Raw genomic sequence first — 24,173 nt, 5'->3', positions numbered from 1 at the left:
AAAAACGCATACACTGAAAAAGTTCAGTAATATGCGTTTACACGTAAAATTGTAGTTTTATTATTTAACTACCATACCAGCAACTTCTTCAGCAAAGTTTGATTGAACTTTTTCAATCCCTTCACCTACTTCATATCTAACAGCACTTACTAATTCACAGTTGTGGTTTTGTAAGTATTTTGCTACAGATAATGAGTCTTCCATAACGAAAGCTTGTTTTTCTAAAACAAATTCTGATAATTGTTTGTTTAATCATCCTTCTGTTATAGAAATTTGAATTTTTTCAGGTTTATTTTCGAAACCAGCTGGTTTCACGAATCCTTCTTTGATTGATTCTAATCTGTCAGCTGGAATTTCGTTTACAAGAATAAATTCAGGATTCATAGCTGATACATGCATTGCAACGTTTCTTGCTGCTTCTGTGTTGTTTCCTTTAACAGTTACAACTGCAGCAACTTGTTGGTTTGCGTGAACGTATATTCCTAAAACTTGGTCTTCTTGAGCTTCTACTCTTGTGAAACGACGTAGAGAAATTTTTTCTCCAATAACTGCTGTAGCATTAACTAAAGCTTGTTCAACTGTTTCACCATTTGCTAATTTAACATCTAATCCTTCTTGTAAAGTATTAGCTTTTGAGTTAAATAAAGCTGTAGAAACTTCATTTAATAATTGCATAAATTTATCGTTTTTAGCAACGAAATCTGTTTCTGAGTTAATTTCAACTAAGATTGCATGTTTTTCATTTCCAAGAGCTGTTACAGCACCTTCTGCAGTAATCCGTCCTGCTTTCTTAGCAGCTTTAACAATTCCATTTTCTTTAAGCCACGCAATAGCAGCTTCAATTTCATATCCTGTTGCTTCTAAAGCTTTTTTACAGTCAACAAGAGCTGAGTTTGTTCTAGTTCTTAGTTCTTTAATTAATTCCATTTTGTTATCTGCCATGATAACCTCCTAAATTTGATTGATTAGTTTGCTTCTGTTGTTTGAGCTTCTGTTTCAGATGTTCTGTTTGTGTTGTTTCCAAATGATGGTAATACTACTTTGTCATCTTCTTGGTAAGCAAATTTAACTTGTCCACCACGAGCTTTAACAATAGCATCAGCTAAAATTGTCATAATTAATGTGATTGATTTTGCTGAATCATCGTTAGCAGGAATACCAAAGTCAAGTAAATCAGGGTTAGCGTTTGTGTCTAAAATACCAATAACTTTGATTTTCTTTCTTTTAGCTTCTTTAACTGCGATTTCATCTTCGTTTGGATCAGCAACGATCATAACTTGTGGTAAACGTTGCATATCACGAATACCATTTAAGTTTTTGTGTAATTTGTCTAATTCTTTGTTGAATTCTAAAGCTTCTTTCTTTGTGTATCCAGCAAAGTTTTTAGCAGCTTTTGCTTCAAGGTCTTTCATTTTTTGTACACTTGACATGATTGTTTGGTTGTTTGTTAATGTTCCACCTAATCATCTTTCTGTTACATATAATGAACCTGTTCTTTCAGCAGCTTCTTTAACAGCTTCACGAGCTTGTTTTTTTGTACCAACAAAAATAAATGATGCACCTTTAGATGCTAATGTGTTTACAAGTGAGTAAGCATATTCTAAGTATTTTTGTGTTTTTGTAATGTCAATAATGTGTGATCCCTTGTTCTTTTTGTTTGGAACAATAAATTCCTTCATTTTAGGGTTTCAAGCATGTGTTTTGTGTCCAAAGTATGCACCAGCTTCTAATAATTTAGTTTTTGATACAATTGGAGCTTTTTGTTCTTTTTGAACTTTTTCTTTTTTGTTTTCTGTTGTCATTGTTTGTTTCCTTTAGTTTGTTTTTGCTAAATAAATATTTCTAACACCTAGCACTATGATTAGCACACCCAAGTGAATCCATATTTATTGATTTAATTTTGTAAGATTTATCTATTTAATAATTCTTGTTTATATTTTATAAAAAAGTTGATTTTTAGCAACTACTTTTTTATTTTTTTTACTACTACATTATAGTAAAGAAAAATAAAAAGGCTATTGCTAGCCTTAATATTATTTAGCTTCTTTAGCGATTTGAACTAAAACTGAAAATGTTTTAGGTTCGTTGATTGCTAATTCAGATAGCATTTTACGGTTGATTGTAACATTTGCTTTTTTAAGTCCGTTAATGAATCTTGAGTAGCTCATTCCTTCAGCTCTAACAGCTGCATTAATACGAGCGATTCATAATTTTCTGAAGTTTCTTTTAACTTGTTTACGGTCTCTGAATGCATATGTTCATGATTTAACAACTGCTTGTTTTGCAACTTTGTATCCAATTGACTTGTGTCCAAAGTATCCCTTAGCTAATTTTAATCACTTTTTACGTCTTGCTCTTGTAACTGTTCCACCTTTAACTCTTGCCATAATTATTCCTTTCTAATAACGTAAGTATCTATGTATTTGAAATCTAATTGATTAACAAGATTAGATTAATGCTTTAAATCTTTTAAGATCTGATTTTGACATTTGAGCAGATTTACGTGATTGACGTTTTTGTTTAGTTGTTTTGTTTTGAGCTAAGTGAGAACGATATGCTTGTTCTCTTAAAATTTTACCTGTTCCTGTAACTTTGATACGTTTTTTTAACGCACTTTTAGTTTTCATTTTTGGCATTTAATTCTCCTTCTTTAGCTTCTTGATCTGAATCAAGATTCTTTTCTTTTAAGTATTTTTGAATTTTTTGTTTATTTGGTTGGAGATTCATGTCAAGGAAACGATCGTTAACTAATTTAGGTTCTGAAGTTTTTTCAGCAATATCTTCAACTAAAGCAAAGAATTTATCAATAGTTGCAAACCCTAAATCTTTTCTTCCTATTTCACGACCTCTTAGTTTTAAAGAAACTTTGATTCTGTCACCTTTTAAAAGAAATTCTCTAGCCTTTCTTGCTTTTGTGCGCAAGTCATTTTCACCAATCATTGCAGTTAATCTAACTTCACGATTTTGAATTGTAGTTTGTTTTTCTTTTAGTTCTTTGTTTTTCTTTTTACGATCATATTTAAATTTACCGTAATCTAGAATACGACAAATTGGTTTAGGTTCAACACTAATTAAAACTAAGTCCATTTTATAGCTTTTTGCTATTTCGAGAGCTTCAGTTGTATATTTCACTCCAAGCTTTTCACCATCAGGTCCTAATAAAAAAACTTGTTTGAATGGAATATCACCATTAATGTAATGTTCTGAAGCTGGTTTTTTTCCTTTTGTTTGAATAATAACTCCTTAAATAAAATTTAAATTTAATAAAAAGTGGTTTCCCACTTCATCTACTAAAAAAGGTATCAGAATTATGATACGTTTAATTGTAGCTAAACCCAAGACTATGGTCATCAGGTGAGAAGTGTCTTCTACTTTTCTGCAATTAACTCTATTGCTTCTTAATTTTAACAAAAAAATTATTATTTGAAAATTTATATATTGCTCTAATTTTAAAATAGCTTAATTTATAAGCCTATATTTAGGTATTATTTGTAAACCTGATTTTTTTATCAAAAAAATTTTTAAAAAAATCTTATATTTTGAATACAAAAATAATTTTTTATAATAATCAATATGAAAAAGACTCACAATACTTCATTTAGTTTTGAAGTAAAAAAAGAAGTAATAAATAGCATTAGTAAGAAGCAAGAAATCATCTCATTTATTAATGGGCTTATTTTTTGCTCTGCTGAAATTGATAAAAATAACAATTACGTTATTTATATCAAAAATGAATATTTGCTAGATAAGATTATTCGTAAATTAGATAAAGTTAACTTACCTTATCAAAAACAAGATAATTGAAAAGCAAAAATTGTGGTCTTAAATAACCCACTAATTTCAGAAAGTTTGGAACATAAAGATTATTTAACTTACTTTTTTGCTGGAGTCTTTTGTGGTGGAGGAAGTATCTCTGGTAAAAATTCTACTTCTTATCACCTTGAAATTGCTTCGCATAATGAAGCACACTTAAGTCAAATTCAAAGCAAACTAAATGAATATGAATTTAATTTTAACTTCTTAACTCGCGGTAAAAAATATGTAATCTACAATAAAAATAAAGAAAAGTTAATTGACTTCCTAGCTGCTATTAATGCTAAAAATTCTTGATATGATTTGCAAAATTTAATTATTAAACGCGATTTTGAAAATGTTACTAATCGAATCAATAATATAGATTTAAGTAACATTAATAAAATTGCTCAAAGCACTATTAAGCATATTGAGAATATTAATTATGTTTTTGAGCATAACTTAGAAAATGAATTTGATGAAAATCAATTAGTAGCTTTCAGAATTAAGTCAGAAAATAAGTGAATTTCACTAACTGAGTTAGCTTATTTATTGCAACAGCAACATAATATTTATATTTCTAAAAGTGGACTAAATCACTGGTTTAGAAAACTAGCTAGTGTAGTCAATCAAGATAAAAAATAAGCCTAGTAATGCTAGACTTATTTTTTAATCAAATGAATTAGTTTGATTAATCAATGCAAGTTTTTAGAAAAGATCATTTGATTTAATTTTTTAGCTGGTAAAACTTGAACTTTTCTACCATAAAAAATGCTTTGTGGATAAGCGAAAGTGTCGAATCCAGTTTTTCCATGATACTTGCCAATTCCGCTGTGTTTAATTCCTCCAAATGGTAAATTTGAATTATAAACAAATTGTGAAGTACTGTTTCAAGCAACACTACCACAAGATAATGTAGCTTTAATTTGATTAAAAGTAGCTTTCTTCTTCGTAAAAATATATGCTGCTAATGAGTCATTTAAAGTTGGGAACTCTTTATTAATGAGCTCTTCTAAACTACTAAAAGTTTGGTAAGCTAAAATTGGACCAAAAAGTTCTTCTTGGCTTAAGCTTTGGTGGAAGCTTTTTTCAAGTAGAATTATTTTATTGGCATAAATAGTTGAAATTGGCTCATTTGCAATTGTCGCAATTCGTGCTTCACTTTGTGAATTAATTAAGCGGGCAAGTTTTAGTTCCCTTGGATTAATTTGAGCAGTTAATTGTTGTAATTGTGCATTAAATTCTTTTATAAAACTATCTTTGATGTCTTGATCTAAATAGATAAAATCTGGAGCTAAACAAGTTTGACCTGCATTCATTAATTTTGAAAAAATTAATTCTTGGCAAGCTAGTGCTAAATCAGCATCTTTTGTTATAATGACAGGATTTTTTCCGCCTAGTTCAAGAACACAAGGAATCATTAAACTAGCTGCTTTTTGGTACATAATTTTTCCTACTGCTTGAGAACCAGTGAAAAAAAGAAAATCAGTTTCTTGTTCAATAATGCGATTAGTTTTTTCAATACTGCATAGTTCAACTCTAACTTCTTCATCAGTAAAGACATTATTAATAATTTGCATGATAACTAAATTAGTATATTTAGAGTGCTCTGATAATTTTAAAATAATTTTATTCCCTGCTGCAAAAGCATTAATTATTGGTATAAAAGCTAATTGTAATGGATAGTTTCAAGGAGTAATGATAAATACAGTACCATAAGGTTTATATTCTATTATAGATTTACCACCCGCTAATGTCATAGGTGTTCTAACCACTTTTGGCTTTGATCATTTTCTTAATTTTCTAATATATAGGTTGATCTCATTGATGATAGGTAATATCTCAGTCATATTGACTTCATTTCTTGACTTACCTAAATCTAAATCAATGGTTGCATAAATTTCCGCAAAATGCTTATAAATTTCTCTTTTTAATAATTTTAATTTTTCAATTCTTTCTTTTGTATTCATAGTATATTTATGTTATCAAATTTTCAAAAAATAAAAAAATAACGTTAGATAGATCTAGCGTTACCTCATAGTTCAAAAAAATTTATAAGATAATGGTGCGCGAGAAGGGACTCGAACCCTTATGCCGGAGGCACTAGAGCCTAAATCTAGCGTGTCTGCCAATTTCACCACTCGCGCATAAAATAAGGTTTAAAAATTATTGAACTCAACGTCCAATAATAGATAAATTTTCCAATTTAAACCAGTATTGGTGCCGTTTATAGGACTCGAACCTACGACCTACTGATTACAAGTCAGTTGCTCTACCAACTGAGCTAAAACGGCATGGTGGAAGATAAGGGACTCGAACCCATGACATTCGCCTTGTAAGGGCGACGCTCTCCCAACTGAGCTAATCTTCCAAATGGCAGTCTGTACGGGGCTCGAACCCGTGCATGCATGGATGAAAACCATGTGTGTTAACCACTTCACCAACAGACCATAAATGGCGCCGATTATTGGGATTGAACCAACGACCAACTGGTTAACAGCCAGCTGCTCTACCGCTGAGCTAAATCGGCACGCCTTATTTATTTATATCGCTTATATATTATAGCACACATTTAAAATTTAAGAAAAATATTTTTTGATTTTTTTCAATCATTTTTTTATGTGTTTAAAAGCAAGAATATTATAGCATGAAAATTATAAATTTATATTATTTTTATATTTTTTTGATCGGTATTTTAATAGTTGATATTGAATCTATTAAATTTGATGATCACCATTATTTATAATAGTATTTTATCGGTAGAAATGATCATTTAATTACCCTTATTAATATGTTTGATCAAAAAATAAATAAATTTTAATAAACAGCATAAATAATTGATATAATAATAATGCCATTAGAACGGTAACACCCTAACCTGGTCAGGATAGAAATAAAGCAGCCACGTGGGAAAGTATTGTGTCTAGTGGTTTTTGTTTTAGAACAAAATAAAAAAAGAAGCATGGGCTTCTTTTTTAAATTATTAATTATATAAGAAATTATTCAACTGTAACTTCAGCACCAGCTTCAACAAGAGCTGCTTTAATTTGTTCAGCTTCTTCTGGTTTGATGTTTTCTTTAATAACAGCAGGTAATGTATCAACAATTTTCTTAGCGTCCATTAATGGTAATCCTAATAAGTCTTTAACTACTTTAATAATAGCAACTTTTTTACCATTGTCAGCTTTTAAAACAACTTTAACGCTTGATTTTTCTTCGCTTGCACCTTCTGCTGGAGCAGCAGCAACAGCAACAGCAGCTGTTGGGTCGATTCCGAATTCTTCTTTCATTGCTTCTACAAGTTCCATAACTTCTTTAATTGACATTTCTTTTAATGATTCAATAAATAATTCTTTTGTTAATTTAGCCATAATATAATGTCCTTTCTTTTATTTATATATTATTCTGATTTACCTTCACTTACAAGTTTAAGTGATAATGAGATTTGTTGTAATGGTGCCATCATTGAACGTGCAAGGATTCCAAGTGCTTCTTCATATGTTGGAAGTGTAGCAACTTCATTAACACCCTTAGCATCAATAACTTTTCCTTCAAAAGTACCAGCTTTAACTACCATTAATTTGTGTAGTTTAGCAAATTTTGTTAATAATTTAGCAGCAGACATATCATCATTGTTTGAAAAAGCAAAAATGTTAGGTCCTACTAAATAATCAGCTAATTCACCGATACCTGTTTCATTTGCTGCAAGTTTAAATAAACGATTTTTGTAAACTTTAATGTCAACACCAAGTTTTTTAGCTTCTTTTCTGAATTCTTCTAATTCTGAAACTGTTAAACCACGGTATTCAGCAAAAGCAACAGCTTGTGAGCTTTTGATTTTGTCAACGATTTCTAAAACAACTTCTTTTTTAGCTGCTTTTAATTTTGATTCTGACATATTTTCTGCCCCCTTTCAAAATTTATTGCAATACAATTGAACATTTGAAGTGATACACTCGGTAACCATAAAATTAAGCTTACGCAGTTACTGTCTTTATGTATTGCGAGTAAATTATAATATAAAAAACAAAAATGAGAAGTCAATATTTTATAAAAAATCTTGTATGTATTTTTTTCTTATAATTATTTATAATTATAAAAGGAGGAATTGTGAAAAAGAAAATTAAACACAGTCCAATGGTGACTACAATTCTAGAAAAATATAAAAAGAGTGAAAAAATATTTAATATTGTAAAAAATTCCTTTACATATCAACAGTCTAATTATGTCGAAAAAATATATAAAAATTGACCACTGTCAGTTCGCAAGTTTAATTTTCATAAGCCAACTTATGAATTACCAAAATTAGAAGAAAAACAAGAACTATTTATATGTAATTACATTGAAATTATTGAAAAGCTACCTGCAGTCTTAAAATTTAAAGAGATATTTAGTGAAAATGTTTATGAAGATTTTTTAGACATCTTTCACTTAATTGTAGGTGATCCTGTTATGGAAGAAAGACAAAAACTAGACTTGACAGCCTTAAATGATGCAAGTCAGTATGTAGAATATTTATTTAGTAGTGAACTAAACAAGAATTCAATCGAATTTAAATTAGGATCATATAATTTCAAAGCAGTTAATAATTTTGATTATATGTATTTATTTAATGTGCCTGAAATTTTTGAAAAAAGCCTTATGAATGAAATTATTTTGGTTGACTCATTAAATAGACCACGTGTTTTTGATATAGTTGAATACATAGGCCAAAAATCAGATTTAGTAGTGGCTCAATATTCTGAAAAAATTTTAGATCATTTAAATGAGTGCAATATAAAATTTTGCCTAAGACTAGATAGTTTAAGAGAGCTGAATACTAATTTATTTCATATTGGTAAAAGAATTTCGTCAAAAATTTTAGATAGACTTGCAAATGGAAAAGGTGAAAATAAGCCATTTTTGGTTACAAAAAAGAATTTTAAAAATAAAGAATATTATTTATATGCTTATCTTTTACCAACAAGAAACACGGAAGCAAAAATTAGAGATTATTTATTAAATGCATCTAAAAAAGCTAAAAATAGATATCAAGACGAATATTTTGATGTTTTTCAAGAAAGTTATATTAGATTCTTTCTAACAAATAAAAAATTAGTGGACCAAAATAAAGCTTTACTACCAATACACAATTCACGCTTGGAATGAGATCATTTTGTAATTGATAAAGTAAATTATTCTATTAAACATCTAACAAAATTAGCTGATAAAAAGTACATTATTAATCTCGGTATTTTCTTATTATTTATTTGACATGCACTAAGTGATATCACTGCTCGCATTAATGCTATTCATGCTGACATTTATAATTCAGATTACCATTATAATTTAAATGATATTATGCAAATATTATATTTGAATGAACAACTAAGTGCTTACAAAAGTGCATCTTTTGAATTATCCACCTACCATGCAGTGGTATTTGAAAATACTAAGCGTATGTATAAACTTTTAGAATTGATTTCTCACATTGTTACCAAATGTAAATAATTTTATATAATTCATTACATGAATGGTTTAGGAATAGATATAACAAATATTTCACGATTCAATGGTAAAAGTGAAATATTTTGGCATCGTGTTTTATCAGCAGATGAATTAGAGCAATTTCAAAAATTAGATTCTCAAGAGTCGCGAGCAAAATTTCTAGCTCGCTCTTGAGCGATTAAAGAAGCTATCTTTAAAGCTGATAACACTTATATTGACTTTAGAAAAATTGACATCAAAAAAGATCAAGAATCTAAACTATGAAAATTTAAAAACTTTTTAATATCAATTAGCTATGCTGATGACTTTGTTATAGCTGTTGTAACCAAACAATAAGAAAGGCAATTATGAAAAAAACTGCATTAAATATTACTTTTAAGAAAATTATATTATCTCCAATTTGAGCAGCTCGTTTTATAAACTTAAAACTAAAATATCGTAAATATAAAAAAGATGAAGATCAATTCCAATCAAACGAGCGTTACAAATACTTACTGAAATTAAGCAAGAAAATTTTAAAACTATATAACGTTGATGTTGTAGTGGAAAATTATCATAACTTACCAACTAGTGGGAATGTTTTAGTAGTTCCAAATCACAAATCTCTTTTTGACCCACTTATTATGCTTGTTGCATTAGAAAAGAAAACTTATGAGGCAAATGCTAAAGAATTAATTCCAACATTCATAGCTAAAAAAGAATTATCAGAAGCCAAATTTATTAAAAGCGCTTTGCACTTACTTAACACTTTTTTTGTTGATCGTAACAGTTTAAAACAAAGCTTAACTGAAATGAATAAATTCGCTGAGTTTGTTAAAACAAATAAAACTTACGGAGTTATCTTCCCTGAAGGCACAAGAATTAAAGATCAAGCTCTTGGCGAATTTAAAAATGCTCCTTTTAAATTAGCACAAAAAGAATACTTAACAATACAACCAGTTGCAATTATTGATTCTTTACATGCTGATGATAGTAAACGTAAAGGAAGATTAACAGTAACAGTCAAGTTCTTATCACCTTTAAAACCAAACAGCTTTATTACACAAGATTCAGCCAAAGTTGCAGCTCAAGTACATTCAATGATTCTAAACGAGGTTAATGCTGATGGCGCTCAAAACTAATCCATATTACAGCGAATATACATTTCAATTACAAGATTTTGATGGACCTTTAGATTTACTTCTCTCTTTAATTAAAGATAAAAAAATTAGTATTTTTGACATTAACTTAGTTGAATTAGCTGATCAATATTTAAAAATCATTAGCCAATTAAAAGATAGTGAAATTGATATTGCTGGTGATTATCTTGTAATGGCAGCGACACTGCTTAAAATTAAGGCAAGCATGATTTTACAAGATCCTGAGGCAGAAGAGCCATCTGAAGTAGTCGAAGAAAAGAAAAAATTGATTCAACAATTAGTTGAATACCAACAATTCAAAGAAATAAGAGAAGCATTAAAAACATTTGAATCTGATCGTGAAGATATGTTTGTCAAAGCTCCTTCTAATGTTGATGATTACATAGTTGATAGCGATGATGCCAGACTTGATGGACATTCAAACCCAGTTAAGTTAATTTCCGTACTTAGAAAAATGTTTGAAAGAGTTTATGCCCAACATTTACGTAGTACTAAACTTGAGACATTTAATCTATCACCTTCAGATCAATTTCCATTTATTAAAAAATTGTTAAAAGAACATGAAGTATTAACTTTTGAAATGGTCTTTACTCAACCATCAATGAATCACTTTGTTGTTACTTTACTTGCTGTTTTAGTTTTAGCAAAACAACAAGTCTTAATTATTGAACAAAAAGAAGAATTTGGAGAAATATTAATCAAGCGAGGAGAACTTTACAATGAAAAATAAAATCTTAGAAGCATTACTATATATTCAAGGGGATGATGGGTTAACACTTGAACAAGTTAAAGACATCTTCTCTCTTGCAACTTTAGCAGAGGCTAAAAAAGTTATGGCTGACTTCCATGCTTACTTTAATGACATGGAGCTAGGAATAAAAGTAGTTAACTTTAATGAAGTTTATAAATTTGCTACTAGAGAAACATTTAAAGACTATGTTTCAAAAATGGTTTCAATTGTTAAAAAACAAAGATTATCAAATGCAGCTATTGAAGTTGCTGGGATTGTAGCCTACAAACAACCCGTTACACGTAGTCAAATTTCAGTAATTCGTGGTGTTGCTTCAGACCAAGTTGTAAATACATTATTAGTAAAAGGTGTTATTGAAGAAGTTGGAATTGCACCAACTCCTGGAAATCCAGTTTTATATGGTGTAACAAACAAATTTTATGATCACTTTAAATTAACAAGTATGCGTGATCTACCTAAATTAAATGAATTCAACTATGTCGAAGGTGTTGAAAATGAAAATAGTGATTTCGATTTATTTTCATCACAACGTGAAGAATAAGTTGGCTGAGCCAATTTTTCTTTTTAAATAAAAAAATATAATAATATAAGAAAGGTTTATATGCTAGAAATAAAAGCAACAAAAAATGATGCTGGTAGAAGTGTATTTAAAGTAATTAGTAAATATTGTTCAACTCTACCACTTAGTCGTATTGAAAAATTATTTCGTAAAAAAGATATTAAGATAAATAACGACAGAAAAATTACAAAAAATCAAATTATTAATGAAGGTGACTTAATATCAATTTACGGTATTTTAGAAGACAGTGCTGAATTTAAAGTCAATGAGACAGTTGAAGTTAAACCTAATTTCAAAGTTCTTTATGAAGATGACAATATTTTAATTATTGACAAGCCAGCAGGAGTTGAAGTTCATGGTGAAGATAACTGTTTAGATAATCAAGTTTTAACATACTTAAATTTTAAACCAGTTGATAGTTTTATGCCTTCACACATCGGGCGTTTAGATAAAGAAACAAGTGGGATTATTTTATATGGAAAAAATTATCAAACTGTTTCTTACTTTAATGCACATTCAGATAGCTTAATTAAAAAATATACATTCTGAAGCAATATTAATCTAGACAAATATACAAGTAATAGTCCACTTGAAATTACTTTATATTCTGTCAAAGATGAACCTAATAAACGAATGAAAGTAAGTCCTAAAAAGATTCCAAATGGTAAAATTGCTACTACACTTTTCTATATGGAAGATGGCAAAAAAATTGCTCAATTAGTAACTGGTAGAAAACATCAAATTAGAGTTACTTTAAAATATTTAGGATATCCAATCTTTGGTGATCGTAAATACCATGGTCCTAATGCAAAAAGATTGCAACTGCATTCATACAGTTTAAAATTCACTAATTTAACTGGTGAGTTAAAATACTTAAACAATTACGAAGTGTTCTCACTTCCTAACTTTAAAAAATAGGAGTTCTAATGAAACAAATTTCAAAAGAAAAATTAATCGATATTGTTCAATCATTAATGCTTCGTCCAAATGATGATGTTTTAGATAAAATCTTAGTTTCTTGAGAACAAATTCAAGCTGAATTAGAAGGATTAAATCAACTTAATTTAGCGAACTTAACACCAATGGAACGTATTAATGAAGACTTGCACATAGACTTATTACGTGAAGATATTGAAGATGATTCATATTCAATAAACCAAGCAAACATTTTAACTAATGCTCCCGCTACTAGTGATGAGTTTGTAGCATTAACAAAGGTGGTAAAATAATGAGACAATATCAAAATAAAGGTGATTTTAAAAAAGCTTACAATGAGCTTAAAAAAGATCAAAATAATGCTGTAGCTTTTCTATATCCAGAAAACAAAGCTTATCAAGTACAAACAGCTCCTTTAAATAATGTAGTTATTACAGTTAAAGATGTTTTCGCTACAAATGATGCACCTACCCGGGCTTCAAGTTTGATTTTAGAAAACTTTCAACCTTTTTATAATGCAACTGTAGTTCAAAAATTATTAGATGCTAATGCAAGAGTTGTAGCTAAAGTTAACAATGACGAATTAGCCCTTGGGGGAACTGGTACTTATAGTGCTTATGGATTAATTACAAACCCTCGTGATCATGAAAGATTTGTTGGAGGTTCTTCTTCAGGTTCTGCTGCAACTATGACAGAAAACATTGGATTTGCATTAGGTAGTGATACTGGTGATAGTGTTAGACTTCCAGCTGCATTTAATGGGCTTGTTGGATATAAACCTTCATATGGGGCTATAAGTAGATACGGAATGTTTGCTTATGCTTCATCATTAGATACAGTTGCTTACTTTACTCATAATGTGAATGATGCAATTGTAGCAGCTCAAACATTATTTGGAACAGATCACAAAGATATGACAAGTGTTGATGTTGCAATTAGCAATGTAACTTGCAGCAAGCCTCAAAAGGTTGCTTTCCTTGATTTTAGCCCTTTTATTAAACCTTATGTTCAAGACGAAATACAAAAATTTGTTGCTAAAATTCAAGACAATGGTACACAAGTTGAAATTATTCAACCTAATTTAGAAATATTAAATGCAATTAATATTGTTTATCGTGTAATTAGCTTCTCTGAAGCTAGCTCAAACTTAGCAAACTTAACAGGTATCGGTTTTGGAAGCAGAGTTAATGGTGAATCATGAGAAGAAATTATGCTCAATACTAGATCTCAAAAATTTGGAAAAATGGTTCAAGAACGTCTTGCTCTTGGAAGTTACTTCTTATATACCGAAAATCAAGAAGAAATCTTTATCAAAGCACAAAAAGCACGTAGATTAATTAAAAATTACTACACCGAATTACACAAAAAATATGATTGTGTGCTTTTCCCAGCTTATGCTGGAATTGCTCCAAAGTTTGATGAAGACACTTCAAATAATAAAGTGATGAATTTTATTTTAACTGGAGCCAACTTAGTTGGTAACCCTTCTATCACAATTCCACTTGGAATGCATAATGGTATGCCATTTAGCTTTGCACTTGAATCAGCTATTTATAGTGATGAAAAATTATTAGGCTATGCTGAATATTTAGAAAAATTAAGAGGAGAAATCAATGGATAATTTTGAAGTAATAATTGGTATCGAAATTCACGTTGAATTAAAAACCAAAACTAAAATGTTTTCACCTGCCGGAATTGATTTTAATGCAATTCCAAACACCAAGGCTAACCAAATTGATTTAGCTTATCCAGGAACATTACCTCAAGTTAATAAGCAAGCTGTTAAATATGGTATAGCTTTAGCTAAAGCTCTAAATATGGAAATAGATGATGAATTGCATTTCGATCGTAAAAACTATTTCTATCCAGATTTACCAAAAGGATATCAAATCACTCAATTTTTTAGACCAATTGGTAAAAATGGTAGTTTAGAAATCCCAACTAGTTATGGACCTAAAACTATTCAAATTGAAAGAATTCACTTAGAAGAAGATACTGCAAGACAACACCATGACGAAACTGGAACTAAGCTGGATTATAATCGTGCTGGTATTCCTCTAATCGAAATTGTTACTTATCCAGTAATTAGAACAGCTGAGGAAGCTGCTAACTATGTAGATATGATTAAAAAGACTGTTCTTGCTTTAGAAATTTCAGAAGGTAAACTTGAACAAGGATCACTTAGAGCAGACATCAACATTTCATTAAGACCTTATGGTGTAGATAAATTTGGTACTAAAGTTGAAATCAAAAACATGAACTCAACTTCAAATATCAAAAAAGCTATCGAATATGAAATTAAATTACAAAGAGAAAAATTACTTCGTGGAGAAGTTATTCTTCAACAAACTAAACGTTTTGATGATAGTAATAACCAAACTGTAGTTATGCGTACTAAAACAGGTACAACAGATTACAAATACTTTGCTGATCCAAATATCCCTATCATTAAGCTTTCAAAGGAATTTATAGATAGTGTTCAAATTAATGAATTACCAAATGAAAAGCTGGCTAGATATACAAACTATGGTATTCAAAACATTTATATTCAAAGCTTAATTGATGATTATGATTTAAGTAAATATTTTGACTCAATTCCATATCCTGACAAAGACAAACTTTCTAAAGTATTCTTTGCTGAAGTAGTTTCTTTAGCTAACTCAATGTCTAAGCATCCTGTTGAATTAAATATTCAACCAGCTTTATTAGCACAAGCTTTAGAATTACTTCAAGAAGAAATTATTTCAGGTAAGTCACTAAAGAAACTAATACCTTTATTAGTAAACTATACAGGTGATTTAGAACCTTTATTAGTTCAACATAATTTAAAACAAATTACAGATCCTACAATAATTAGAGAACATATTAATCAAATTATTGACAAAAATAAAGATATGCTAGATGAATATAATACTCGTCCAGAAAGAGTTATTAAGTTTATTCTTGGTGCCTTAATGAAAGAAACTGGTGGTCAAGTAAGTCCTGTTCTTTCAAACAAAATTGTTGTAGAATTATTAAATGAAATGACAAAATAAAAAAACTGATTTTTACAGCAAGCTTAGCAGAAGCAAAAATAAAAATCACTTTATTAAAAAGCAATTTCATCAAAATTTAATTTTCCCAGATCGATTTGTCATTTTCTTGATTTTATATGAATTCTTAATTAAGAAAATATTGATCACATTTTTTGCTAAGTTATTACTTAGAGCTAGAAACGAAAGTGATAATCGGAAGAGAATTAAAGTTATTGATAATGTTTATTCAAACTTTAACAGTAAAGAATATAACTTCATCTGACTCTCAAGTGCTTTTTATCTACTTATCTCGTTTGTACCTGTAATTTATATTGTTTACTTATTAAATTTATTTGTAAGCAATATTCCTTCCTTTTATAATTTTGTTGGAAAAGACTTTGCAACTGAATTCTCAGCTAGAACTCTAGGGAGATTTCTTCCTGGATCACAATCTTATTTAATTAATATAGTTGCAGATCCTAGTGCAGGGTTTAATTCCAAAACCATTTTACCCAACTTGCTTTTATTCCTTTCTTCCCTTTATATTTCAAGCACTGGATATGGTAAGCTAATATCTTCAGCTAATTATATTTATGAACATTATAAAATGGGGACATATTGAGGAAATAAAATAAAAGGCTTTTTTATAGTGCTGTGCGTATCAGTAGTATTTTGAGCCTTTGCAACAGCTGATATTATGTTAGAAAAGCGTATTGATCCTAATCCAAATAACTGATTAAACCTTGTTGTCTATTTTACTTTTACAACAATATTCGTATTTGTCTTGCTCATTATGCTATTTAAACTGATCCCATCATTTAAATTGAACCTCAAAAGCATTTACAAAGGAGCAATGCTTTCAGCTACTCCTACAATCTTATTAGTGTTTCTATTTAACACCATTAATAGTTACTTTAACTATGATAAATTTGGTGGTGTGGTCGGTTTCTTCTTCACAATTGCTTTCTTTATCAACTGATTTGTTTACTTCATGTTTTTGGGTATTACATTTAATAATGCATATTATAAAAATTACATTAGTACACGCACAATCAACAAGAGACAATGATTATTTTAATTTCATTCTTATCATGCTTTAAAATAAAGCATGATATTTTTTATTATCCCTTGCACATAGTTATAAATGATAAAAAATAATATTTCTGAATAAAGAAAAATAGTGTATTATATGTATGGGACATGAGAATGTCCTGTATACTGCTTAAATAGTAAACTATTTATTATTTTGTACTAAGTTATTGTGCTTAAAAAGTCGCATTTTAAGCAAATCATTTATATATACATATTTATTTTTTATTTTACAACTTGTTTTTTATTTCTTATATATCTTAATATATTTTATAAATTCTTACACATCCAGTATTTTATTTTTAAACATATAATATATAAAAAAGCCACAGGAAACTGTGGTTTTTTTAATACTTTTGGGCCATTTGTTCTTTTTTAGTTCTTTTACATAAAAAAAGGATATATAAGATGTATGTGAAATAAAAAAATTTGACTGTATATAGTTGGAGGATCATTAGCAAGCGCAATTTCTGGCTTTGTTTTATCTCAACATCTCTCACAAAGCCACAACACTATTGATAATGATGAATCTGACAAGAAACCAGATAAAAATTATCACTATCGTTTAGGTGGGAATATTTTACATACACGTATTGATTCAATTAAGCCACTAACATACCGAGAATTATTTTTCTTAGCACAAGCAAAAACAGGTTCCAATCTTGACAAGTTTAAATTAGATGAATATGCAGATGATAAAAAAATTATCTTTGTACCCAAATATGACTGAACATTATATTGAAGTGACATTAAGTCATTTAGTGATTTTATTGCTTTTGGCATTGATCGAAAGTATGCCAAAATACTATTTGAATATCATCAAAAACACAAGCAGGATACAGTGACATGAAAAGATATTGAATCTATAAAGGGTATTGGTTTCAAAACCTTTCTAAAATTAAAAAAATTTCTAATTTTAGAATAATGTGAATCAACTTTTTCATCGCATTATCATTATTTGCTTTAATGGTAGATACTAGTCAATGGTTTATTGCAGTGCCAATTGTTTGTTTAATAATGTATGTTGCTTGAATCAATATGAAATATATGTGGCTTTTATGATTATGTTTATTTATTTGATTCTTATTTTGAAATTTACATAATTATATTTATTGGACAGTTTGGTCCAACTATAAAGAAATACACGGTCGCTTTACAGTAATTGATGTGACAGAAAAAAATGTTTATGTGCAAGATCAATTTTTTCGCAAACTAGTTATTTGAAAAAAGGACCTATATTCTGATATCACAATTTACTCCCAGTTCTATGCTAAAGGTAAATTATTACCAATGGACTATGATTCCAACTATTATGCCTCAAATAATATTTACTATATTTTTAAAGTTTCACATTATACAAAAATAGAAAACTGGTGAAATATTAGACATTGATTTTTTAACTATTATCTCAATGAGAAATTTGAATATTATAAATTAATTATTCCACTCCTTTTTGGTTTTAATATTCAAGTACATAATGATGTAATTCAAAACCTAAAAGACATGGGAGCTGTGCACTTAATAGTTGTCAGCGGATTACACTTTGCAACTATATTTGGATTAATTAAAATTTTAACTTACAAAATTGATAAATGAGGACTCTTAAGTACGATCCTAATTATTATTTATTTCTTCTTTGTTAAGAAATCTATTTCAGTTATTCGTGCATTTGCCTTTCTTATGATCCAACAATTCTTAATTAGAAAACATTGACATCATAGAATTTCTTTGCATCAGGTCCTTTATTGAATTTCTTTTGCCTATTTATTATATTCACCAAAAAATGTTTTAAACCTTGGATATTGACTATCTTTCATCTTAACCTTTGCTTTAGTGCTTTATAGCCAAGGACAAGCTAAAATTGATGAAAAGAAGCATAAAAACGCAACAGTCTGAAAAGGAATTTATATCTTAAAAATTTATTTAATTTCATGGTTTTTATCAATAACAATAATTTCAGTGCAACAACATTCCTTTAGTTTTTTAAGCTTTCTATATATTTTAGTTTTAACACCTGTGTTTCAACTTGCAATCATCTTCTTTAGCGTATTTTTTCCAATTATTTTAATTTGTAGGCCCATTTCTCTTTTACTTATTAAAATTATTGAACTCCTTCATAGCTTTAATTTGCGGGTACAAATACCTAATAGTAACTATTTTTTAGGCTTATATGTTTTAGACTACTTTATACTTATGAAACAATCATTAATTTATAAGAAAAGTGAGACAAGAAAGTATAATTAAAGTATGAAAATAATAAGTGGAACAAATCAGTATTTTATAAATCAAAAAATAGCTCAACTAAAGCAGCAATACTCGCCTGATTGCATTACAGAAATTAGAGAAGAATTGCCTGAATTAGATTCTCTTGCTAGTGTGCTACTATCAAATTCTTTATTTAGTAGTGACAGACTTTTAATTTTATATAAACCTAAATTTTATAAGGACAAGAGCTATTTAAAAACAAACAAAATCAACATAGAACAATTAGCTAGATTATTCAATCAAAGCTCTACTAATTGTGTAATTTATCTTGAAGAAATTAAACAAGCTGATAATAAATTTTTCGAACTACTTGATATTGAAGAAAAAATCAGCTTTGAAACTTATAATGAAAAAGAATTTACACAATGGGTTACTAAACGATTCGCACAATATGGCATAAATATTAAATATAGCGACCTGTTATATTTCTTAACAAAAATACCAAACGATATAACAATTGCTGAAAATGAAATTAATAAATTACACTTACTCAATGAACCTATTGACAAAAAACTAATTGATAGTTTTATCACACAATATCCAATTGAAGATCCATTCTATTTTTCAAACGCTTTAGGTTCAAATGACTTATCAGAAATTTACAAAAAATACTTATTATTAACTTCGCAAGGCGAAGATGTCTCAAAACTTATTTACACAATAAGTAATACCATGTGCTTACTAAATAGATATTTCTCATACTCAAAAGTTATTAAGCATCATGATGAATTAGCAACTAAACTCAATATCTCAAATAAAAGACTATTTGTAATAGATAAAATATCTAGAAATTATCAACCTAAGGATGTTATCCGTATCATTAGTGAACTAGGAGATATCGATTATAAAATCAAGACAACGGGGGTTGATGCAAATGATTTATTCCAATCGTTCCTGACAAAGAACTTCGGAAAATAAAACTTCAAGTTTTATTTTTATGGACGAAGAAATACTTAAAAATAATGAACTAATAGTTTCAGTTAAATATTTTGAAAACATTCTTAATAAATTAACTGATTTAAGCACTTTTAACCATGATTTAGGTATAGTAGTACCTGATCTTTATAATTTTTATAATTATCATTTAATGCTTTTAGATGATGAAAATGAAAATCTTGCTAAAAAAAGAATTAAAAACTTACACATTTTCTTGCACAGAGCTGTTAAAGAAAAAGCTAAATTTTTCTTTACATTAGACTTTCATAGTATCGCTTCATTTTCAGATGTGCTTGATAGAACAGATTTAAATAATTTTGAAGTTAAAGAAAATATTGACAATAATTCTTCATTAAAATATAATGACCTGCTCTACACACAAGTGATAAAAATTAAAAATGATAGCACTGAAAATGAATTGTATAAACATATAAGTAAAATTTATACTAACTTATCTAAATATGTCCCTGTTGAAGGCTTTTTCATAAGTAACTTATATGAATTTTGTTCAAATAAGCAAAATCAAATTAGCCAAGAAGGTTACAAATATATCACAAACACATTACAACAAATCAGCAAGGACTTGAACATAGAGATATCAATCTATGAAAATAATAATAAATCTGCCTTATTTATGCAGAAAAAACTACAACCATTAGAAATCTATACAGATATAGTTTTAGCCCCAGAATACAATGATATTATTAGAAATATTGAAACCTTATACAAGAAAGATCTAAATGTAGTCTTTAATTCAAACAGATTTTTATCATCCAGAACAGGATCATTATCTTATAAAGATACCCAAATAAGAATTATTTTAGAAAATCTTGCTGTTTCTTCAAGAAACTATTCATTCTATTTTGCATTTGAAAATAAAGAAGATGAATGAAAGCTTGACTTATTTGACTATTTATTATTGCAAGATAGTGTTAATAAATATTTTATGTCTTCACTATACAAACGTAATGATATCTTGCATTATAATACACCAGGTAATTTAATTAAGATAAAAACACGTTGCCGTAAATATAACACGCAAAAATATATTTCTTCTGGAGATTCTGAATTTAAACTTACATTAAAGTATGAAACAATTCATCAACATACAAAAATAATGTGAAAAAAAATCCATAGAGAAATACATTCTTATGGATATAAATGAACTAAAATAAAATAATTCATAAGGTGAAAGCATATTTATGCTTTTGCTTTTTTTATTTTTAGCAAAATATTTAAATATGATCGTTGAATTCTACTTCTTGTGTATCTTTTTGAGACACAAGATTCAATAAAATCAGCATAATTATCATTTGCTAAAACTTGTTTTTTAAATAGGTTTTCAATCCCCTCATCAATTAGTTTATATTGAGCTAATTGTTTAGGAGTTTTGGTTAATATTATTTTCTTAAATTTAGGATAGGTTTTAGCTATGTCGTTTTTCGGATTATAGCTCAGTTTCATTGGCGTATACATCGAAACATCTTGACCATTTTTTAGCATTTCACGAATTTTAGAAGCTGATGCAAAATTTTGTTTTGTTTCAGCTGCATGGTACTGAATAGTTCTTTCAATACTAATTGGTTGAATTGGTAAATCATTGTTAACAATCGTCTTTATATATTCTAATCCTAAAATATCATTAGGCATTTCTATATTTTGATTCATTAAAGTTTGCAAAGCTAAATTGTTTGCTCTAGGAAAGCTATTAGCCCCTTTTTTTAAATATTGTTTAACTAATTGGTTGTATTCTTGATTTTTTTCTTTGATAGTTTTAGCAATATTGATTAACAATTCGACATTATTGCTTTCTGATCCAAAGACCAAATAATCAATTTTATGTTTATTAAGTAGCTTAACGCCAGCTTGTGCAAAAATATGAGCTGCCTGAATAACATCTTGATCAGCTAGTTTGACAACTTTATCTACACCATATGCTTTTGCAATCTTTTTTCTTTCTCGAAAACTTGCGCAAGCAATTTCACCCCTTTGAGTGAATTTATTTGACATAGCTACTATTATGTATGGATTTGGAATATTCTTTTTAATTCAGTTAATTTGGTAAATATGACCATTATGAAATGGGTTATATTCCACCACTATTCCAACACGATTTTTCTTCTTATTTTTTTTCACAAATAAATTATAATTAGATTACTTAAAAACAAGTATGATATTTTGCAAAATTAATAAGATTTTTAATAATTAAATATTTTTAAATTTTAATTTTTATAATATAATAAATTAGCTTATTAATTAATACATACTTCAAAGGGGGTAAAATGGCTATTGTTCCAAAACGTAAAACGTCTAAACAACGTAAACACAAAAGAAACACTCACTCAGCTTTAGATACACCTAACCTTGTATCTTGCAAAAACTGCAGTCAAAAAATTGAACAACACGTTGTATGTCAATTTTGTGGATTTTACAAAGGTAAAAAAGTTGAAGGCTATGTTGCATTAAACGACAAAAGAAATAAATAATAACTTTATTAATTAATCATTCTTATAAATAATGAAAGCACTGGAAATAGTGCTTTTTTGTTTAATTTTTGTTCTTTTTGCTAAAAAAATAATTTAAATAATGAGAGATGAAGAAGGGAAAAGAATGAAATTATATATAATCGGAGAAATTGTTTATAAAAACAAAAATAATATTATATTGGAATCACGATCAGAAGGATTCTTAATGACTGTTCCAGATGAAGGAAGATATGAAGTTGGACAGAAGACTAAAATATATCTTTATGAGCATAAAACAGAATATAGTGAATGTACATATGCTTTTAAAGACTTTAAAGAACGCTTACTATTTATTGACTTATTAACAGTAGAAAAAATAGGTCCTAAAATTGCTATGATTTTACTTGATAAAGGATGAGAATACATTGCTAGATTAATTGCTAATAATAATTATCAAGAATTATCTTCAATACAATTTATTAATGAAAAATTAGCAAATATTATCTGTGTACAATTATCAGAAAAATGATCAAAAATTATTAATAATGCTGATAATAGAAAAGCAGAAAAATTGCAACAACGTGAAGAACTTAATAAAACCTTGCAACAATTAGGTTTCCAAAAGAGTCAAATTGAAATGGCAATTAAAAAGGTTAAGCCAGCCAATGATCTGGATGCAATGATTGAAGAAAGCATTAAGCTGATAGCAAGCGAAAGCAATGACATATCTAGACTTGAGGCCTAGTAAATTTAGCGAATTTATTGGGCAACATAAATTAGTTAAAACACTTCAGGCTATGATGCGGAGTGCTAAAATTCAAAACAAAATATTAGATCATATTTTATTATATGGCTCTCCCGGAATGGGAAAGACAACTCTAGCAACCTTAATTGCAAAAGAAAACGGATCTCGAATTCACTATATTCAAGGTGCAAACATCGAAAAGAAAGCTGACTTAATTAGCGTTCTTTCTGTTATTAATGAAGGAGATGTTGTTTTTATAGATGAAATTCACAGCATTAACAAAAATGTTATTGAATTCTTATATGGAGCAATGGAAGACTTTGTTTTTGACTTAATTGTAGGTGCAGATGGCAACTCACGAGCTATTAGAATGAAAATTAAACCATTTACATTAATTGGTGCTACAACTAAACTTAATGAAATCTCTCAACCCCTTAAAGATCGATTCGGCTTTGTTGGAAGAATTGTAAATTATACAGCTGATGATATCTTTAAAATTCTTACAATCAGTAAAAATAAACTAACTATTGATGTAAATGATGAAATTTTAAAAATAGTAGCAAGTTATTCACGCAGCACACCACGTTTAGCTAACCATTTGCTTGAACGGATTAATGATTTTGCACTTGCTCATAATAAAGGTGTGATAAATAAGCGTATTGTCAAGAAAACTTTTAAATATTTAGATTTATATGAATTTGGACTCACCAAAGATCACATTGAATACTTAGAAGTATTAAAAGAAGGATTCGAAGAAAAGTATGTTGCTTTAGATACAATTACTGGTTTGCTTTTACATACGAAAGAAAGCATTGTAAATGAAATTGAGCCTCCTTTACTATTGCTCAAATTAATTGAGAAAAGTTCAAAAGGAAGACGTATAACATCGGAGGGAATTGATTATTTAATTAGACAGAATTTATATTAAAAAATAGAAAAAAGTCAAATATTCACCATTTTATAGGCAAATATTTGACTTTTTATAATTTTGTTAA

General features: G+C 28.4%; 27 protein-coding genes, 5 tRNA genes and 1 other RNA gene. 19 read left to right on the top strand and 14 right to left on the bottom strand.

Annotated elements, in window-relative coordinates; all coding sequences use genetic code 4:
- Positions 1 to 60: 60 nt before the first annotated feature.
- The 5 genes from tsf to infC all read right to left on the bottom strand — a co-directional run bounded on the left by tsf (position 61) and on the right by infC (position 3,195).
- Entirely contained in the window at positions 61 to 942 is an 882-nt protein-coding gene (gene tsf / locus ACM0L0_RS00875) for a translation elongation factor Ts (RefSeq protein ID WP_416738681.1), read from the bottom strand.
- A gap of 23 nt (positions 943 to 965) precedes the next feature.
- The gene (gene rpsB / locus ACM0L0_RS00870) at positions 966 to 1,802 is read right to left on the bottom strand and encodes a 30S ribosomal protein S2 (protein ID WP_416738680.1); all 837 of its coding nucleotides are present in this window, start codon (positions 1,800 to 1,802) and stop codon (positions 966 to 968) included.
- 231 nt (positions 1,803 to 2,033) lie between these two features.
- Positions 2,034 to 2,387 (bottom strand): 50S ribosomal protein L20, encoded by a 354-nt coding sequence (gene rplT, locus ACM0L0_RS00865; RefSeq protein WP_416738679.1) that lies wholly within the window; start codon positions 2,385 to 2,387, stop codon positions 2,034 to 2,036.
- Between the two features lie 60 nt (positions 2,388 to 2,447).
- Positions 2,448 to 2,636 carry a 50S ribosomal protein L35 gene (rpmI, locus tag ACM0L0_RS00860; protein ID WP_078747323.1) on the bottom strand — a complete coding sequence of 63 codons (189 nt, stop codon included), beginning with the start codon at positions 2,634 to 2,636 and terminating at the stop codon, positions 2,448 to 2,450.
- A complete protein-coding gene (infC, locus tag ACM0L0_RS00855; RefSeq protein WP_416738845.1) occupies positions 2,617 to 3,195 on the bottom strand; it encodes a translation initiation factor IF-3 in 579 nt (192 codons plus the stop codon). The genes rpmI and infC overlap by 20 nt, the downstream gene beginning before the upstream one ends.
- A gap of 378 nt (positions 3,196 to 3,573) precedes the next feature.
- Between infC and whiA the strand changes: the two genes are divergently transcribed.
- Positions 3,574 to 4,437 (top strand): DNA-binding protein WhiA, encoded by an 864-nt coding sequence (gene whiA, locus ACM0L0_RS00850; protein ID WP_416738678.1) that lies wholly within the window; start codon positions 3,574 to 3,576, stop codon positions 4,435 to 4,437.
- A gap of 17 nt (positions 4,438 to 4,454) precedes the next feature.
- Here whiA and ACM0L0_RS00845 read toward each other — a convergent pair whose 3' ends face one another.
- From ACM0L0_RS00845 to ACM0L0_RS00820, 6 genes are all read right to left on the bottom strand, one after another.
- Complete coding sequence (locus ACM0L0_RS00845; protein WP_416738677.1) at positions 4,455 to 5,762, bottom strand: aldehyde dehydrogenase family protein; 1,308 nt, start codon at positions 5,760 to 5,762, stop codon at positions 4,455 to 4,457.
- Between the two features lie 93 nt (positions 5,763 to 5,855).
- Positions 5,856 to 5,939, bottom strand: a tRNA-Leu gene (locus tag ACM0L0_RS00840).
- Positions 5,940 to 6,010: 71 nt separating this feature from the next.
- Positions 6,011 to 6,086, bottom strand: a tRNA-Thr gene (locus ACM0L0_RS00835).
- Position 6,087: 1 nt separating this feature from the next.
- Positions 6,088 to 6,163, bottom strand: a tRNA-Val gene (locus ACM0L0_RS00830).
- 3 nt (positions 6,164 to 6,166) lie between these two features.
- Positions 6,167 to 6,242, bottom strand: a tRNA-Glu gene (locus ACM0L0_RS00825).
- 5 nt (positions 6,243 to 6,247) lie between these two features.
- Positions 6,248 to 6,322, bottom strand: a tRNA-Asn gene (locus ACM0L0_RS00820).
- A 316-nt stretch (positions 6,323 to 6,638) separates the two neighbouring features.
- Between ACM0L0_RS00820 and ffs the strand changes: the two genes are divergently transcribed.
- An RNA gene (gene ffs, locus ACM0L0_RS00815) (signal recognition particle sRNA small type) lies at positions 6,639 to 6,734 on the top strand.
- A 57-nt stretch (positions 6,735 to 6,791) separates the two neighbouring features.
- On the opposite strand, the gene rplL is transcribed toward ffs, so the two are convergent.
- Together rplL and rplJ are read right to left on the bottom strand one after the other, a co-directional pair.
- Positions 6,792 to 7,163: a 50S ribosomal protein L7/L12 gene (gene rplL / locus ACM0L0_RS00810; RefSeq protein WP_416738676.1), complete on the bottom strand. Its 372-nt coding sequence runs from the start codon at positions 7,161 to 7,163 to the stop codon at positions 6,792 to 6,794.
- 29 nt (positions 7,164 to 7,192) lie between these two features.
- On the bottom strand, positions 7,193 to 7,690 hold the full coding sequence (gene rplJ, locus ACM0L0_RS00805) for a 50S ribosomal protein L10 (protein ID WP_416738675.1): 498 nt from the start codon (positions 7,688 to 7,690) through the stop codon (positions 7,193 to 7,195).
- A 212-nt stretch (positions 7,691 to 7,902) separates the two neighbouring features.
- Between rplJ and ACM0L0_RS00800 the strand changes: the two genes are divergently transcribed.
- From ACM0L0_RS00800 to ACM0L0_RS00735, 14 genes are all read left to right on the top strand, one after another.
- Entirely contained in the window at positions 7,903 to 9,282 is a 1,380-nt protein-coding gene (locus tag ACM0L0_RS00800) for a hypothetical protein (RefSeq protein WP_416738674.1), read from the top strand.
- Positions 9,283 to 9,300: 18 nt separating this feature from the next.
- Entirely contained in the window at positions 9,301 to 9,615 is a 315-nt protein-coding gene (locus ACM0L0_RS00795) for a 4'-phosphopantetheinyl transferase superfamily protein (protein WP_416738673.1), read from the top strand.
- 11 nt (positions 9,616 to 9,626) lie between these two features.
- Positions 9,627 to 10,400 (top strand): lysophospholipid acyltransferase family protein, encoded by a 774-nt coding sequence (locus tag ACM0L0_RS00790; RefSeq protein WP_416738672.1) that lies wholly within the window; start codon positions 9,627 to 9,629, stop codon positions 10,398 to 10,400.
- Positions 10,378 to 11,148: a segregation/condensation protein A gene (locus tag ACM0L0_RS00785; protein WP_416738671.1), complete on the top strand. Its 771-nt coding sequence runs from the start codon at positions 10,378 to 10,380 to the stop codon at positions 11,146 to 11,148. The genes ACM0L0_RS00790 and ACM0L0_RS00785 overlap by 23 nt, the downstream gene beginning before the upstream one ends.
- The gene (scpB, locus tag ACM0L0_RS00780; RefSeq protein WP_416738670.1) at positions 11,138 to 11,710 is read left to right on the top strand and encodes an SMC-Scp complex subunit ScpB; all 573 of its coding nucleotides are present in this window, start codon (positions 11,138 to 11,140) and stop codon (positions 11,708 to 11,710) included. Before ACM0L0_RS00785 ends, scpB begins: the two co-directional genes overlap by 11 nt.
- Before the next feature lie 60 nt (positions 11,711 to 11,770).
- Complete coding sequence (locus ACM0L0_RS00775) at positions 11,771 to 12,646, top strand: pseudouridine synthase (protein ID WP_416738669.1); 876 nt, start codon at positions 11,771 to 11,773, stop codon at positions 12,644 to 12,646.
- A gap of 8 nt (positions 12,647 to 12,654) precedes the next feature.
- Complete coding sequence (locus ACM0L0_RS00770) at positions 12,655 to 12,957, top strand: glutamyl-tRNA amidotransferase (protein ID WP_416738668.1); 303 nt, start codon at positions 12,655 to 12,657, stop codon at positions 12,955 to 12,957.
- Complete coding sequence (locus ACM0L0_RS00765; RefSeq protein ID WP_416738667.1) at positions 12,957 to 14,285, top strand: amidase family protein; 1,329 nt, start codon at positions 12,957 to 12,959, stop codon at positions 14,283 to 14,285. The genes ACM0L0_RS00770 and ACM0L0_RS00765 overlap by 1 nt, the downstream gene beginning before the upstream one ends.
- A complete protein-coding gene (gene gatB / locus ACM0L0_RS00760) occupies positions 14,278 to 15,699 on the top strand; it encodes an Asp-tRNA(Asn)/Glu-tRNA(Gln) amidotransferase subunit GatB (protein ID WP_416738666.1) in 1,422 nt (473 codons plus the stop codon). The genes ACM0L0_RS00765 and gatB overlap by 8 nt, the downstream gene beginning before the upstream one ends.
- On the top strand, positions 15,683 to 16,756 hold the full coding sequence (locus ACM0L0_RS00755; protein ID WP_416738665.1) for a YhjD/YihY/BrkB family envelope integrity protein: 1,074 nt from the start codon (positions 15,683 to 15,685) through the stop codon (positions 16,754 to 16,756). The genes gatB and ACM0L0_RS00755 overlap by 17 nt, the downstream gene beginning before the upstream one ends.
- 423 nt (positions 16,757 to 17,179) lie before the next feature.
- Entirely contained in the window at positions 17,180 to 17,692 is a 513-nt protein-coding gene (locus tag ACM0L0_RS00750; protein WP_416738664.1) for an MAG0490 family ComEA-like DNA-binding protein, read from the top strand.
- 242 nt (positions 17,693 to 17,934) lie between these two features.
- On the top strand, positions 17,935 to 19,011 hold the full coding sequence (locus tag ACM0L0_RS00745; protein ID WP_416738663.1) for a ComEC/Rec2 family competence protein: 1,077 nt from the start codon (positions 17,935 to 17,937) through the stop codon (positions 19,009 to 19,011).
- A gap of 3 nt (positions 19,012 to 19,014) precedes the next feature.
- Positions 19,015 to 19,950, top strand: coding sequence for a DNA polymerase III subunit delta (holA, locus tag ACM0L0_RS00740; protein ID WP_416738662.1), 936 nt, complete (start codon positions 19,015 to 19,017; stop codon positions 19,948 to 19,950).
- A gap of 19 nt (positions 19,951 to 19,969) precedes the next feature.
- Complete coding sequence (locus ACM0L0_RS00735) at positions 19,970 to 21,148, top strand: hypothetical protein (RefSeq protein ID WP_416738661.1); 1,179 nt, start codon at positions 19,970 to 19,972, stop codon at positions 21,146 to 21,148.
- A gap of 20 nt (positions 21,149 to 21,168) precedes the next feature.
- Here the strand turns inward: ACM0L0_RS00735 and ACM0L0_RS00730 are convergent, their stop codons facing one another.
- On the bottom strand, positions 21,169 to 22,104 hold the full coding sequence (locus ACM0L0_RS00730; RefSeq protein ID WP_416738660.1) for a nucleotidyltransferase: 936 nt from the start codon (positions 22,102 to 22,104) through the stop codon (positions 21,169 to 21,171).
- A gap of 146 nt (positions 22,105 to 22,250) precedes the next feature.
- On the opposite strand from ACM0L0_RS00730, the gene rpmF reads away from it, so the two are divergent.
- From rpmF to ruvB, 3 genes are all read left to right on the top strand, one after another.
- A complete protein-coding gene (gene rpmF, locus ACM0L0_RS00725) occupies positions 22,251 to 22,454 on the top strand; it encodes a 50S ribosomal protein L32 (RefSeq protein WP_416738659.1) in 204 nt (67 codons plus the stop codon).
- A gap of 124 nt (positions 22,455 to 22,578) precedes the next feature.
- A complete protein-coding gene (ruvA, locus tag ACM0L0_RS00720; protein WP_416738658.1) occupies positions 22,579 to 23,178 on the top strand; it encodes a Holliday junction branch migration protein RuvA in 600 nt (199 codons plus the stop codon).
- Positions 23,153 to 24,106: a Holliday junction branch migration DNA helicase RuvB gene (gene ruvB / locus ACM0L0_RS00715; protein ID WP_416738657.1), complete on the top strand. Its 954-nt coding sequence runs from the start codon at positions 23,153 to 23,155 to the stop codon at positions 24,104 to 24,106. The genes ruvA and ruvB overlap by 26 nt, the downstream gene beginning before the upstream one ends.
- Positions 24,107 to 24,173: the final 67 nt, after the last annotated feature.

This window comes from Mycoplasma razini (genome assembly GCF_048076865.1).
GTDB lineage: Bacteria > Bacillota_I > Bacilli_A > Mycoplasmatales > Metamycoplasmataceae > Mycoplasmopsis.
This window is presented reverse-complemented; position numbering and strand designations above follow the sequence as displayed.